The 14,209-nt window shown below is 46.6% G+C and carries 17 protein-coding genes; 9 read left to right on the forward strand and 8 right to left on the reverse strand.

Features of this window, described 5'->3' with window-relative positions; genetic code table 11:
* Positions 1-48 precede the first annotated feature (48 nt).
* From DUT67_RS10695 to DUT67_RS10705, 3 genes are read right to left on the reverse strand one after another with little or no spacing between them, the layout of a single operon-like run.
* Positions 49-945 (reverse strand): alpha/beta fold hydrolase, encoded by an 897-nt coding sequence (locus DUT67_RS10695; RefSeq protein WP_113631997.1) that lies wholly within the window; start codon positions 943-945, stop codon positions 49-51.
* Positions 946-1,000: 55 nt separating this feature from the next.
* Positions 1,001-1,600, reverse strand: a complete 600-nt coding sequence (locus tag DUT67_RS10700; RefSeq protein ID WP_113631996.1) for a DUF1349 domain-containing protein — start codon at positions 1,598-1,600, stop codon at positions 1,001-1,003.
* Positions 1,569-2,057, reverse strand: a complete 489-nt coding sequence (locus DUT67_RS10705) for a helix-turn-helix domain-containing protein (RefSeq protein WP_048260077.1) — start codon at positions 2,055-2,057, stop codon at positions 1,569-1,571. The genes DUT67_RS10700 and DUT67_RS10705 overlap by 32 nt, the downstream gene beginning before the upstream one ends.
* 318 nt (positions 2,058-2,375) lie before the next feature.
* Here DUT67_RS10705 and DUT67_RS10710 point away from each other — a divergent pair, with 318 nt between their 5' ends.
* From DUT67_RS10710 to DUT67_RS10725, 4 genes are all read left to right on the forward strand, one after another.
* Positions 2,376-3,182, forward strand: a complete 807-nt coding sequence (locus DUT67_RS10710; RefSeq protein ID WP_048260078.1) for an SDR family NAD(P)-dependent oxidoreductase — start codon at positions 2,376-2,378, stop codon at positions 3,180-3,182.
* Between the two features lie 199 nt (positions 3,183-3,381).
* Positions 3,382-3,678: a YciI family protein gene (locus DUT67_RS10715; RefSeq protein ID WP_048260079.1), complete on the forward strand. Its 297-nt coding sequence runs from the start codon at positions 3,382-3,384 to the stop codon at positions 3,676-3,678.
* A gap of 201 nt (positions 3,679-3,879) precedes the next feature.
* Positions 3,880-4,653: an SDR family oxidoreductase gene (locus DUT67_RS10720; protein ID WP_048260080.1), complete on the forward strand. Its 774-nt coding sequence runs from the start codon at positions 3,880-3,882 to the stop codon at positions 4,651-4,653.
* 219 nt (positions 4,654-4,872) lie between these two features.
* Positions 4,873-5,316, forward strand: a complete 444-nt coding sequence (locus DUT67_RS10725) for a nuclear transport factor 2 family protein (protein WP_053075311.1) — start codon at positions 4,873-4,875, stop codon at positions 5,314-5,316.
* An 87-nt stretch (positions 5,317-5,403) separates the two neighbouring features.
* On the opposite strand, the gene DUT67_RS10730 is transcribed toward DUT67_RS10725, so the two are convergent.
* The 3 genes from DUT67_RS10730 to DUT67_RS10740 form a co-directional block, all read right to left on the reverse strand.
* Positions 5,404-6,162 (reverse strand): hypothetical protein, encoded by a 759-nt coding sequence (locus DUT67_RS10730; protein WP_048260081.1) that lies wholly within the window; start codon positions 6,160-6,162, stop codon positions 5,404-5,406.
* Positions 6,163-6,400: 238 nt separating this feature from the next.
* Positions 6,401-7,048, reverse strand: a complete 648-nt coding sequence (locus DUT67_RS10735; RefSeq protein ID WP_048260082.1) for a hypothetical protein — start codon at positions 7,046-7,048, stop codon at positions 6,401-6,403.
* Positions 7,049-7,071: 23 nt separating this feature from the next.
* Complete coding sequence (locus DUT67_RS10740) at positions 7,072-7,284, reverse strand: DUF6500 family protein (RefSeq protein ID WP_113631995.1); 213 nt, start codon at positions 7,282-7,284, stop codon at positions 7,072-7,074.
* A 189-nt stretch (positions 7,285-7,473) separates the two neighbouring features.
* Between DUT67_RS10740 and DUT67_RS10745 the strand changes: the two genes are divergently transcribed.
* Positions 7,474-7,761, forward strand: a complete 288-nt coding sequence (locus tag DUT67_RS10745; RefSeq protein WP_048260084.1) for a VF530 family DNA-binding protein — start codon at positions 7,474-7,476, stop codon at positions 7,759-7,761.
* Positions 7,762-7,766: 5 nt separating this feature from the next.
* Complete coding sequence (locus DUT67_RS10750; RefSeq protein WP_113627484.1) at positions 7,767-9,059, forward strand: glycoside hydrolase family 10 protein; 1,293 nt, start codon at positions 7,767-7,769, stop codon at positions 9,057-9,059.
* 65 nt (positions 9,060-9,124) lie between these two features.
* Here the strand turns inward: DUT67_RS10750 and DUT67_RS10755 are convergent, their stop codons facing one another.
* Positions 9,125-9,451 (reverse strand): hypothetical protein, encoded by a 327-nt coding sequence (locus DUT67_RS10755; protein ID WP_223254583.1) that lies wholly within the window; start codon positions 9,449-9,451, stop codon positions 9,125-9,127.
* Between the two features lie 412 nt (positions 9,452-9,863).
* Between DUT67_RS10755 and DUT67_RS10760 the strand changes: the two genes are divergently transcribed.
* Together DUT67_RS10760 and DUT67_RS10765 are read left to right on the forward strand one after the other, a co-directional pair.
* A complete protein-coding gene (locus DUT67_RS10760) occupies positions 9,864-11,246 on the forward strand; it encodes a diaminobutyrate--2-oxoglutarate transaminase (RefSeq protein WP_048260087.1) in 1,383 nt (460 codons plus the stop codon).
* A gap of 9 nt (positions 11,247-11,255) precedes the next feature.
* Entirely contained in the window at positions 11,256-12,767 is a 1,512-nt protein-coding gene (locus DUT67_RS10765; RefSeq protein WP_113627486.1) for an aspartate aminotransferase family protein, read from the forward strand.
* A 70-nt stretch (positions 12,768-12,837) separates the two neighbouring features.
* On the opposite strand, the gene pptA is transcribed toward DUT67_RS10765, so the two are convergent.
* Positions 12,838-13,068 carry a tautomerase PptA gene (pptA, locus tag DUT67_RS10770; RefSeq protein ID WP_048260089.1) on the reverse strand — a complete coding sequence of 77 codons (231 nt, stop codon included), beginning with the start codon at positions 13,066-13,068 and terminating at the stop codon, positions 12,838-12,840.
* Between the two features lie 238 nt (positions 13,069-13,306).
* On the opposite strand from pptA, the gene DUT67_RS10775 reads away from it, so the two are divergent.
* Positions 13,307-14,197 (forward strand): hypothetical protein, encoded by an 891-nt coding sequence (locus DUT67_RS10775; RefSeq protein ID WP_113631994.1) that lies wholly within the window; start codon positions 13,307-13,309, stop codon positions 14,195-14,197.
* Positions 14,198-14,209: the final 12 nt, after the last annotated feature.

Raw genomic sequence — 14,209 nt, forward strand, 5'->3', positions numbered from 1 at the left:
ACTTTCAAAAGAAAACTCGCTTCCCTAGATAGGACGTAACGAGGATCTCTAATGCCAGCATTGTGCGACCCGTACTACAGCATCAGTAACGAGGGTATTTAGCTGATTCGGAATATCATGTCCCATGCCGTCAATAAGCATAAATTCCGCTCCTGGGATATTTATGGCAACGTCTTCACCATGTGAAGGTACAAACAGAGGGTCATCAGTTCCGTGGATCACCAGTGTCGGAGCCGCTATCCTGGCCAGCAGTGCCCGCCGATCTCCAGAAGCAACAAGCGCCGCCATGTGTCTTGCAAATCCCTCAGGGTTGAAAGAACGCCTGAGTTCCTCTTTGAATTGGCTGCGGTACCTTTCGACATCAAAGGGATAGATCTTACCCGCTAACCGCTCAGCCAGTCGCAGGCGGTGATTGAGATATTCGGGTTCATTAAGGAAAGGATTGGGAGCAGGCTGCGTCATCAGAGCCATGACGTCCGACGTTGTCTGTGGCAAAGAAGGGTTTCCGGAACTCGACATAATTATTGAGAGCGACAGCACCCTTTCAGGGTGATGAGCGGCAATAATCTGGGTGATCATCCCCCCCATTGACCTGCCTACAAAATGTGCCGCTGCGATGGAAAGGCCATCCATCAGACCAATTAAATCCCCCGCCATATCATCTAACGTGTAAGGAACGTCTGGTTGACGGTTTGCTGACATGGCTTTATTAACCTCCCCCATATTTGGAACAGGAGAGTCGTAGAAATGTGAGGAACACCCTACATCGCGGTGATCAAAACGAATAACACGATAGCCTCTGCTTACAACGTTTTGACAAAATGCATCCGACCAACTGATCATCTGAGATCCAAGTCCAGCGGCAAGGATGATAACTTCTGTCGATTCATCGCCAAAACTCTCAAACGCAATATTGACACCGTTATGTCGTATATGACCGTACATAATAAACTCCATGACCTTTTAACCGCGGATTTATGAACATCGGTATTGCTTGTTACTACGAAAGGTCGTGAAGCTCCTTATCGAACGGAGGAGTCAATAAGATGTCGGTAAACTCGGCGCTTAATCCCTTTCTTTTAGGAGAACAGCACATGACGCCAATGAATTTTTTTCCTGTCCCTGGCCATGTACACAACCTCAGCAAGGGCCAATTTTTCCCGTCAATCGAATATTGGATGCGTATGACGTCGCCTTTAGATGTTACCCGCATCCAAAAGTCGTCTGGATTTCCCGGAAAAACTCCTGTCGACCAGTCAGAGTTATTGTCAGTGACAACGCATCCGATAGCTGGCTGTCCATCATTAAATTCTATTCCGGCCTTAATCCAGGCAGTCTCCGTTCCTCCAATGAAAACCCCAGCCTGATCGTACAGCGCTTTGAAATCCGCTTTGATTCTGACCTGAAAAGTGAAATCGCTCTCAGTTTCTTTCCCGTACGCATGTCCGGTGTAATGGCTGAAGTCATAGTGCGTGTTTTCCCAAAAGTCCGTGTGCGCATCACTCACTATGACTATTCTGTCTTCGCTAACTTCTGAATATTCAGGACGATTTATCCATGTATTTTGCTCAGCTCCTGACAATGTCATTACTGCCTCCATCTTGAGTTACATTTCCGCTATCTTTAGGCTGCACGATGTGAAACGGTCTGGTACCGATTTCAGCACCGTTAATACGGTCTATCGCGACAGGCTGCACTTCAAGTCCAGTTTCATCATCAAGGATCCGCATGAGTTCACCTTCTCCGCGGTATTTTCGTCCCCATGCTTCATACATAAACAGCACAGGTAAAAAGTCCCGTCCCGACTCTGTGAGAACGTATTCCTCGCGTGGTGGATGTTCTGAATACAGCCTCTTTTGCAGAAGATTTTCCTGAGTCAGTGAGGCCAGTCGCTTGGTTAACATCGTTGGCACAATGCCCAGACTTTTACGGAATTGATCAAAACGAGTCATTCCGGCATGGGCATCCCTGAGTATCAGCACTGTCCATGCATCCCCTAAAAAAACGAGGCTTCTTGCAATAGGACAAGATCCGCTTGAGAAATCTTTATTTTTCATAATATTCACTAAAATTAGGTTGGAACTTAATTGATTTTAAAACACATTTTCAAAATTGGATACCCGGGAACGCTGTCCTGCCTTGTAACTATCTTTTTTGTATTGACTCAATATCTAAACGATACTAACATCCATTTCGTCAAGCGTCCAATATTGAGGAACGCGTAGACCAGATAGACAAGGGCCTCTTTTCTGACACGTCAGCAGCACTGCTTATTGATCTGCAACTGCGGGAAATAGCAGCGCGACTGCTGTCAGCTAAGTGCATCAGGTTTCATAAAAATCGCTTGTTAGCGGTGCTTCACAGGATACAACAGCATGAAAAAAACGATCATCATCACGGGAGCATCCTCAGGTTTTGGATTGCTCGTTGCCAAAAGTCTGCAAAAAATCGGACACACAGTCATTGGTACCAGCCGTGAACCCGAGAAGCACCAACACAATGTCCCATTCAAATTGCTGAAACTTGACATTGACAATGAGGACTCCGTTGCCGCTTTCAGACAAAATGTGATAAGCGAAGTCGGCCGTTTAGACGTACTTATCAATAATGCTGGCTATATGGTGACAGGCCTGGCTGAAGAAACGTCGATCGATTTGGGTAGGAAGCAGTTCGAAACTAATTTTTGGGGAACTGTGCGGGTAACGAATGCTCTTCTCCCTTTATTCAGAGAACAAAAACATGGGCAGATTATCACGGTCAGTTCGATTGTCGGCCTGATAGGGCCACCCAACCTCTCCTACTACACCGCGTCAAAACATGCAGTACAAGGCTACTTCAAATCACTGCGTTTTGAACTTGAGCATTTCAACATCAGCGTAAGTATGGTCGAACCGGTATGGTTTAAAACTAATCTTGGCCATAATGCCGTCGCAGCCACCGGAGAACGTATTAAGGATTATGATTCTTATCGTCTTCAGGCCAATGCCGCTACGCAAAAAGGAATTGAGGACGCCGAATCTCCGGAAGCCGTAGTGAGAACTATCGGTAATCTCATCGAGGCAAAAAAACCTAAATTCAGTAATCCGGTTGGCAAGATGACGGGGATGATTCTTTTCCTGCAACAGTACGCGCCTGGCATGTTTGAAAGTTCAATTATTAAGAGCGTGAAGAGTGCTGTTTGATCATCATCATCCACATATTTTTTCTGGACTGACACGGGGAAGTTTTACATTCATTGCATTGAGATAATGTCTGTTTAAATAACTCTGCGTGATGAATATGCTCTTATCATATTTCGGGTTAAGTCTAGTGTGACTATGATTCCGTACCGTCTAATTAACACTTGTTCATATTAAAAATATCATGTACTAGGAGAAGATTGTGAAATTTTATTTGTGCAAATTTATTCCTCCAAGAAGTGACTTTCTGTCAACAATGACCGAGCATGAAAAATCATTAATGACCCAGCATGGTATTTACCTTAATAGCCTGATGGATCATGGCACTATCATTGCTCATGGTCCTGTCATTGATGAAAATGGTGGTTATGGCGTATCGCTGTTTCAAATCGCCGATGAACAGGATATCAGCGCACTAACGTCAGAAGATCCGGTTGTGAAAAATGGCGTAGGACATTACGAACATTATGTGATGCTCAGCCTTAAGTCACGTGACTGACAATTCTATTTCATGATGAATAATAATTTCATTACTTATTTATAGGAATTAACCGAGCTGAATTTATGCCCTATCAGTTTTTATTAAAAGACAATTAAAAAATGCCGATATTGGAAAGCCCATTCTCAGGATTTCAATCGGTGTTCTGCTTTTACCTTTTTTACATATTCATTATTGAACAATGATTAGGAAATATAAAATATGACAACAGCCCTTATTACCGGTGCATCCAGTGGCATCGGTGCTGAATACGCACGCCGTCTCGCAGCGCGTGGTCACAACCTGGTACTGGTTGCACGCGCAACTGAACGTCTCGAAAATCTAGCTACTGAATTGCGCAGCGCTCATGCCGTTGACATCGAGGTGATAACTGCCGATCTGACAGAAAACACCCAACTTGAACAGGTGATTCAGCGCCTTCAGGACGGCCCTTTCATTGATATTCTTGTCAACAATGCAGGCGCAGGTTTGGCGGGCGGATTTGCAGAAGCAGAGCCAGAGAAGATGCAAAATCTTCTGCAGCTTAACGTTGTTGCGCCCACCCTTCTCGCTTCTGCTGCGGTAAAAGCGATGGTAAAGGAAGGTCGTGGATCTGTCATTAATATTGCCTCGGTGCTGGCGCTATTACCCGAATACTCTCAGGGTATTTATGCAGCCACTAAGTCTTATGTTCTGACTCTCTCTCAAAGCCTGGCAAGTGAGCTGAATGCTAGAGATATTTATATCCAGGCTGTCCTGCCTGCCGCCACGCGCACTGAAATTTACGAGCGTATCGGAGCTGATATCAGCAACGTGCCTGACGTCATGGAGGTAGAAGAGTTAGTCAACGCCGCACTTATCGGTTTTGACCGTCAGGAGCTGGTCACAATCCCTCCTGTTCCTGACATTGAGGAATGGAATGCATTTGAGCATGCAAGAATGCTGCTTGCCCAAGGTTTCAGCAACAGCCGTGCAGCCGCACGCTATAGCAATTGAAAACCGGCTATTTCTTAAAATGGTAAATGTCAGCACTAGCACGACTCCATGATCTAAAAAGGAAGTCGTGCCCATATTAAATTTTCCTGTGAGATGGGCATATTTCCTAACACCATTCTGAGACTGATTGTTAGAGAAAATACCCAAAACTGCCATGTTTTTTATCTGCTGTGAAATGGCATTAATTATCTTATGACTAATAAGTGGAAGGAAATAAATATGAGTAACGCAGAACAGAATAGCCAGCACAACATCCAACAGGCCTCACCTAATGCAGCGGTGCAGTCCGGGCTTCAGGAGTGGCATCGCATCGTCGCTGAAGCCGATTGGAAACGGCTGCCTGATTTACTGGCTGAAGATGTTGTTTTCAGTAACCCGTCGACATTAGACCCCTACCACGGCAAGGGGCCACTGATGGTGATTCTGCCAGCAGTCTTCAGCGTACTTGAAAACTTTCAGTATGCTAGACACTTTTCCAGCAAATCAGGTTACGTTTTAGAGTTCAAAGCCAGCATGGGTGACGAACTTCTCACCGGTGTCGATATTATTGAATTTAATGATGCGGGTAAGATCACTGATTTCGTCGTAATGATGCGTCCTGCAAGCGTCGTAATAGACCTTTCCGCCGAGGTTGGAAAACGTATCGCCGCAGCACAAAGCTAAGTAGATATAGTGGCCAAGTAACACTGGCCACGGTTTTACGGTAAGAACGATATTATTTTTAATAACGCCAATCGTTCCTTTCATGTTCTAAACATGACATATCGAAGGAACTTGCGTTATTTTTTTAAACTGTTCGACATCATTAAGAGAATTAAATAACTTCATGTAATCAATAGCATCTAATCTAGCCTGCCTTGAAACCTTACTCCATGAACCAGGGTGGGGGATTCTAATGACTAACGTTTCTCCATTCCATAACATCAAGCTTATTTTTTTATTTTTAGAAGTTAATTTCTCACGCGAAGTTAAATTCATAGCATCTTCTAATAATGGGAAATTGTTATGGTACTTACCAGCAAAAAATATAACCTTTGGTTTGAGTTTATTTAACTGGCGAGATAATATAGAAACTGATTTTTTTGTGATGAACTCATATAGATCATTGTTTTTTCCTTTAAGATTAAAAAATGATGATTTTTTGTAATCACAAAGATAAAAATTAAGCCATTGAACAAGCTCACCATTATTAGACTCTTTTATTTTATGTATGTAGCGAAGAAATGAACTATCAACCTTACCTTGCGATAAAAGTTTTTTATGCGATGATTTACTGTTACATATTATTTTGTCTATTTTTTCTTCATCACTGATGGCGTTAAACAAATTACCGTGCCAGCCATTAGTCTCCTGCCCTATCAGAACGACATTAGAACCATCTAATTTAAAGCTATCAGATAAATCAGGAATGAATGGTGCGCTTATTTTATCAATGTATTCAATCCTCCCAATAGATAATTTATTAATATATTCACGAATGTCATTCAATTCATAATGATAATCAATCATAAGAAACCTTTAATATGTTAAACCCATAAAACTCTCTAAGGGGATATTACTGGTTGGGAGAATGGAACGAATACCAACCATAATTTTATCCTTTAGCTAAACCAGCCCCCTCCCTCGACAACGCTACCCTTATTCTGTAGCGCCAGAGAAACTGTTGATATTTTCCCCCTGTATACTGACTTTCCTTTTTGATTCAGCCCCTTTTCTATGACTAGCTCCAGAGTACATTTACTTCATATCATTGGCAGCCCGTGACTTGCGGGTAATTGCGACAGACTAGACTAAGTTTGTTCTTCGGCTCGAAGTCTTTATCCAGCATGCATCGTTGAGCATCCGCGGCTTTGCGCAGTGTCGGCACGTAAGGCACCGAACCCAAAGGCTGCGGATAACCGCATTGATACATCGCCGCCAGTGCTTGTTTGTCGTTTTCGATTTCATGAGAAAAATGCCGCGATGCTCCCGCTTTACGCCAACTAATCAAGGAAAATTGGCTCACGCCGGAATCCGGCTTAATCGGATGAAACCCTCTGTCTGCGACAAAAGGCAGCGCTTCTAGCTGGCGCTGACTCAAAGAGTACCCCTGCTCTTGCTTAATGCAGGCTGGGGTATCATGGTAGACACGAACGCTGCAAATTTTGAATCCGTCTTTACGGGTAAAACCCATACTCTCCATGCATTGGTAATACAGAACTGATTCATTGTCTGTTTTGGGGATATCGGGTCCGGGGAGCGGCACCCCGCATTTACCCATAGCGATGCGCACGCCGTCGATGTCCGTATTAGGACGTTTCCACTGCGTTAGATCCGGTGCTGGCGCGCATCCTGTCAGCAAGAGTACCGATGCTACTAGCAGAGGCAAAGTCACCGATGTCGATTTACAGAGCATTAAAATCCCTTATTTATTATTGTCTAGCGTGTAAGGAGAGATATGATCTTTCTGGCTTTTTCAAAGTGGTCTAGCTTCATCTCCATGATCCACCATTGAGCGACTTCCATGAGTAATTCCGGATCGTCATTCTTGTTGGCAAAAAAAGCATAAAATGACACGCCAACATTATCTCCTTTAGCCGCAATCTTGGCTTCACATACTCTCACGATCTTCGTCTGAATGCTGGCTCTCATTACCTTTCCTTGATGATTACTGAGGATGCTCATACTAGCACTTTGCTGATGTAATCCTGTGTATTGGTACCAACGTTGTCATACTCACATGGCTGCACAACATTGCCGCTCGCCCTGCTTTCTTGTACCCTTCCCTTGCTAACAGCCCAATTCTGAACACAACATCTGAAACTACCGGACTTTTACTACATGACCGCTCATATTTCTAAAGACCCTTTACATGGCGTAACGCTTGAAATGCAAGTTAATGCGCTGGTTGACCGTTTTGGCTGGGTTGAGCTGGGTAAATTAATCAACATCAATTGCTTCAAAAGCGATCCAAGTGTGAAATCCAGTTTAAAGTTTCTGCGTCGGACACCGTGGGCTCGCGCCGAAGTTGAAGCGCTGTATCTTGATTCTCTGGATGATGTTGCTCCCGTAAAATCAGATGATAGTGCCGTTGACCCATGGGCTAATAGTCGCAAAAATAAGAGCTAACCAACGTGAAAAAGCCAGTCGTACTTATTGCTGCTGCGCTTCTACTTGCCAGTTGCGCGTCCAAGCCGCCGAGTTCACTTGTCACCCCAGTCCCTCCCGTTAAACAGCCTCTTCCGGTCACACCTCAGCAAAGTCAGGAACCGGTACGCGGAGTCTGGTTGGCGACAGTCTCCCGTCTCGACTGGCCGCCGGTGACATCAGTCAATGCCAGCAGCCCTGCCATCCGAGTTACTCAGCAGCAGGACGCGCTGAAAGGCAAGCTGGATAAATTGAAAAATCTCGGTATCAATACCGTATTTTTCCAGATTAAGCCTGATGGCACCGCACTCTGGCCTTCTAAAATATTGCCGTGGTCAGATATGCTGACGGGCCATATTGGTGAGGATCCTGGTTACGATCCGCTCCAGTTCATGCTTGATGAGGCGCACAAACGCGGTATGAAAGTCCATGCCTGGTTTAATCCCTATCGCGTATCCGTCAACACCAAGCCAGGAACCGTTACTGAGCTGAATCGCACGTTGTCGCAGAATCCGGCTAGCGTATTTGTGTTGCATCGTGACTGGATTCGCACTGCTGGCGATCGCTTTGTGCTCGACCCTGGAATTCCGGAAGCACGAAACTGGATCACCAGTATCGTGGCTGAAGTCGTGGCGCACTACGCGATTGACGGTGTGCAGTTCGATGACTACTTCTATGCTGAGTCATCCGATTCTGCGCTTAACGATGGAGAGACCTTTAAAAAATATGGTCAGGGATTTGGCTCAAAAGCCGACTGGCGGCGACACAATACGCAACAGCTGATTGAGCAGGTTTCGCGCACCATCAAGCAGTTGAAACCCGAGGTTGAATTCGGTGTCAGCCCTGCTGGCGTATGGCGCAACCGGTCGCACGATACGGCAGGTTCCGACACACGAGGCGCAGCCGCTTATGATGAAGCCTATGCCGATACCCGCTTGTGGGTACAGCAAGGGCTGTTAGATTACATCGCCCCGCAGCTTTACTGGCCTTTCGCGCGCGACGCGGCTCGCTACGATGTATTGGCAAAATGGTGGGCGGATGTGGTGAAGCCCACAAGCACGCGTCTCTATATTGGCGTTGCACTGTATAAAGTGGGTGAACCGTCAAAGAATGAACCCGATTGGATGATAAAGGGTGGCGTGCCAGAGTTGAAAAAGCAGCTCGATTTGAACGAATCTACGCCGCACATTAATGGCACAATTCTGTTCAGAGAAAATTATCTTAATCAGCCACAAACTCAGGAAGCCGTTAATTACCTAAGGAACCGCTGGGGCAGCTAGCTGTCATACAAAAAGAAGCCCGCGTAGGGTCTAATAGCAGACTTGGCGGGCTTTCTTTTTAGCACTTAAATTTGAAAAACTTTACCGCCCACTGGCACGCCTTGCCCACTCTTATAGTTCCCTTTAACAACCTCTTCGGTGCGAAGGTTATTAAATTTTGCATAGTTATCCACGGCATCCTTCGTGAAACGCCCTGATTCATCGTGGCTAACATGTTCGCTGCTTTGCTTCCGGTAGTAAGTGATGGTAATGGTTTTGGGATTACTCATCTGTTGAGTCATATAAATAGCCATTTTGCCTCCGTCATCCGTCTCTGATTGTGAATGTCGATAAACGCCGCATGCAGGAGCAACTCGGTCTGCTGTGGCAGGATCGATAATAAAACGCGACATCAGCAGTCACCACTTCTGGAATGGCATACCACTTTTTACCTATCCTGCTTAGAAACCAATCAACTTATTGATCGAAAAATGATTTATGTGAAGCGCCATGAGTCAGAAGCGATCTCACCGTAGGCCATTTGTCGTGTGGCTCTCTGCTTTTCTGTCCAATTTCGCCCTTTGCCAGGAAATATTTTTTGCTTATTTAATAAGCATGTAAGATAGCCATGGCATCATGATTAGCAATTAATCATTCAACCAGTTGATTTTTATGTGAAAAAATAAAGGTTTCGAAACGAAATAAATCATTGAGTCGGTGACTGAAAAACCCTATATTGGCCGCGTTTTTCTTATAGTAGTTACGTGTTTAATTCATTTATTCAACCGTGGTTGCCAGCGAGCACACGGTTGTAGGAGAGATATGATGACGGATAAAGTCCGTATTGACAGTTTAGGTGCGAATTCATTAAACGGAAACAATGAAACCTATTTGGCAAGACAAGCTGAATTTGAATCGAACGTGAGGAGTTATCCACGCAAATTGCCTCTGGCAATTGCGAAAGCCGAAGGCGTGTGGATCACCGATGTTGAGAATAATCAATATCTTGATTGTCTGGCTGGTGCGGGTACGCTCGCGCTTGGTCATAACCATCCTGACGTGCTGCAAAGCATCCAACGTGTCATTACTAGCGGCTTGCCGTTACATACACTTGATCTGACCACGCCGTTGAAAGATCAGTTCTCCGAATATCTGCTTTCCTTATTGCCTGGCCAAGGCAAAGAGTACTGCCTCCAGTTTACCGGCCCTTCTGGTGCCGATGCGGTTGAAGCTGCACTGAAACTGGCAAAAAAATACACCGGCCGTTCTGGTGTGATCAGCTTCTCTGGTGGCTACCACGGCATGACGCATGGCGCGCTGTCGGTAACCGGCAACCTGTCACCGAAAGAAGCGGTCGATGGCATGATGCCTGAAGTCCAGTTTATGCCTTATCCGCATCAGTACCGCTGCCCGCTGGGTATTGGCGGTGACGCTGGCGTTAAAGCATTAACCTACTATTTTGAAAACCTGCTCAACGACGTTGAGAGTGGCGTACGCAAACCTGCTGCTGTCATTCTGGAAGCCGTTCAGGGTGAAGGCGGCGTGAACCCGGCACCGGCCGAGTGGTTGCAGCGTATCCGTAAAGTGACGCAGGAACACGGTATTCTGCTGATCATCGACGAAGTTCAAGCTGGTTTTGCACGTACCGGTAAATTCTTCGCCTTTGAACACGCTGGTATTGAGCCAGATATCATTGTGATGTCCAAAGCGGTCGGCGGCGGCTTGCCATTAGCCGTACTGGGTATCAAGAAGCAGTTCGATGCCTGGGCACCAGGTCACCACACTGGCACTTTCCGCGGTAACCAACTGGCAATGGCAACTGGCCTGACGACGCTGATGCACCTCAAAGACAATCAGGTGGCAGATAAAGTCGCTGAGCAAGGTGAATGGCTGAAAGCCAAACTGGCCGAGCTGCAAAAACGTTATCCAGTGATCGGCCACATTCGCGGTCTGGGCTTGATGATCGGGATTGAGATCGTTAAGCCTGACGAAGCGCAGGATCATATGGGTTGCTACCCGGCTGACGGCGATCTGTCTGCGCTGTTGCAGAAAAAATGTTTTGAATCAGGCCTGATTCTGGAGCGCGGCGGCCGTAATGGTTGCGTTCTGCGTCTACTGCCTTCCCTGCTGATCAGCAATGCTGAATTGGAAATCTTCCTGGATAAATTTGAAAACGCCCTGCTGTCTGCTGGCGTGAAGCCAGTCTGAGTGGAGCGAATGACCACGATGTCCCAATTAGTTGAAACAGAAGCAGTTGAAACAAAAATCAACCCGATTTTGGCCTCTTCTGCGCAAAGTATCGAAGCCTATCAGGAAGCGATTACGCAGAGTAGTCAAGCCGTTATGCAGTGGCTGCAACAGCCTGAGATGTATCAGGGGAAAACGGTTGCTGAACTGCGTGAACGCATCACGCTGGATTTTAATCCTCAGGGCTTGGGTAACCAGGCTGCTATCGAGCGTGCAATTGAGTATTTTTTGAAAGACAGCCTGTCGGTGCATCATCCACAGTGCGTCGCTCACCTGCACTGCCCTAGCTTAGTGGTCAGCCAGGCGGCTGAAGTGTTGATTAACGCCACCAACCAAAGCATGGACTCTTGGGATCAAAGCCCGTCAGCGACCATCATTGAGATGAAGCTGATTGAATGGCTGCGCACTCAAGTCGGCTATCAGTCTGGTGATGCTGGCGTATTCACCAGCGGTGGCACCCAGAGCAATCTGATGGGGCTGATGTTAGCGCGTGATGCCTTCTTCGCACGTCAAGGGCATTCGATCCAGCAAGATGGATTAGTCGGTAACCTGAAGAAAATTAAAGTGTTCTGTTCTGAAAATGCCCATTTCTCGGTGCAAAAGAACATGGCTTTACTGGGCTTGGGTTATCAATGCGTTACGCTGGTGAAAACCGATCGCTTCGCGCGGATGGATCTGAACGATTTAGCTGAGAAAGTGGCGTTGGCCAAGGCTAATGGCGAGCAGATTCTGGCGATTGTCGCGACAGCGGGAACAACTGACGCGGGTGCAATCGATCCTCTGCGAGCGATTGCGACGCTGGCAGCGGAACACCAGATTTGGGTGCATGTTGATGCGGCTTGGGGCGGTGCACTATTGCTGTCCGAGAAGTATCGCGATTATCTGGACGGTATTGAATTGGTGGATTCCATTACATTGGATTTCCACAAACAATTCTTCCAGACCATCAGCTGCGGCGCATTCTTGCTGAAAGAAGCTCGCCACTATGAACTGATGCGCTATCAGGCGGCTTACCTGAACTCTGAGTTCGATGAAGCCCAAGGCGTGCCTAATCTGGTGTCGAAGTCATTGCAGACGACGCGTCGTTTTGATGCACTGAAACTGTGGATGGGCCTGGAAGCGTTAGGCCAACAGCAGTATGCGGCGATCATCGATCACGGCGTCACGCTGGCACAGCAGGTTGCCCAGTATGTGGATGAACACGCTTCGCTGGAATTAGTGATGCAACCACAACTGGCAAGTGTTCTGTTCCGCTATCGCACACTGCAGTTGGCAACAGCGGATGACGCAACTATTGCATTGCTTAATCAACGTATTGGTGATGCATTGCTGGAATCAGGTCGTGCCAACGTAGGTGTCACCGAGTTTAACGGTGTTACCTGCCTGAAACTGACGTTGCTGAACCCAACGGTCAGCCTGGACGATGTCAAAGTTCTGCTGGATCTGGTTGAAAGCACGGCACAGCAACTGCTGACCGCATAACTCCCCTGCTCTACAGCAGCATAAAAGCCGATAACACTCAAAACGTTATCGGCTTTTTACTGCGTATTTTTTAATACGAATATCCCGGCTTTTTCGGCAATGTGTCCAACTGCGGCTTGATGAACGGGTCGTAAACGTCATCTTTCCAGCACTCCGGCTGGATTTCGTTTAACGCGACAGAAAGCGATTCGTCGGAAGAACCGAAATGCTTCTTCAGGACCGCAGCAAGATCTTCCGCGACGGCTTTCTTCTCTTCTTCAGACAGATTCCTTGGGAAGTGTTTGACATCAATATGGGGCATGGAATGGTCCTTTTCAGTGATGAAACAGTACGTTGATAAGCTAGCCAGTTAGTTAAGATAGCTAGTGTGTATGAAGACGGCACAGCGCACAAATAACATCATGTTCTCAGATATTACCTCCACGCGTATGACATTCGCCAAACGGCTAAATGCCGTATAGGCAGTAATGCGCCCTATTGTTACCGTAGCCCGTAGAATGACGGCCCCTCACGGGTAACATTAATAGGGAGAATCCAACATGCGGCACTTGAACTATCTCTGGGTTGCTTTTCTCACCATATTTTTTGCTACATCCCTTTCTCTGTCAGCGGCGACTCAAACGCTGACGCCATCCGAAATTGAAGCATTCAATGCGCAGATTACTAACGCGCAGCGTATTGATGCAACCCTCGCCATCAAAGGACAGTGCTACACCGACAAGGAAGCAGAATTTCAGGCTAATAGTAATGGATTGCAGGAAACGGCGGGTGAACTACACGCCCAGAAACAGAAATTAGCTACCGAGTTAGAGCGTGCAGCATTTGCCGCTAAGGAGTTTTCCAACCGTTTCGAAATGGCATCGAGGGAACGGCAGGATCTGGAAAACAAGATGCAGGAAATCAAGCATCAAATTCGTGCAAGAGAGGCTGCACTTGACGATTGCAAACGTCAGTTTGGTTTTTTGGGTTTCATGTGTGACTTTGCCGGAGAAATTACGGGTCTGAACGGGGATTTGCGCAGGTTGGACGGCGCAAGGAAGGAAATCGACATTCGGGCCACTGCAACCAAAGAACGGTACGAGGCAGCACGTAATGAAAATAATCAGGCTGAAGCACGGTTACATGAAAACCAGACGAAGTCTGAGCAAAACAGCGCTGATATTGCGGCAGTCGAAAACAGGATCGGCATGCTCAAAGTATCATTAGCCGAGATCAGAAAGCTCAAACAGGATAACGCCACCCTACTCGCTAGGTTTGCCGACTCTATTGCGGAACTTAACGGACTCGACCCAGCCTCAGACCGGCGGTTTATTGTGAATCGCCTGCGCCAAGAATCTGAATCGTTGAATGTTTTACTGCTTAAGTCTCAAGAATTGCTCGACATAAACGGCCTGCAACTTCCGGGTGGCGAGCGTATCTGCACAAACTAACCTTTTTGCTGA

The organism is Pectobacterium peruviense (assembly GCF_003312355.2).
GTDB classification, from domain to species: Bacteria; Pseudomonadota; Gammaproteobacteria; order Enterobacterales; family Enterobacteriaceae; genus Pectobacterium; species Pectobacterium peruviense.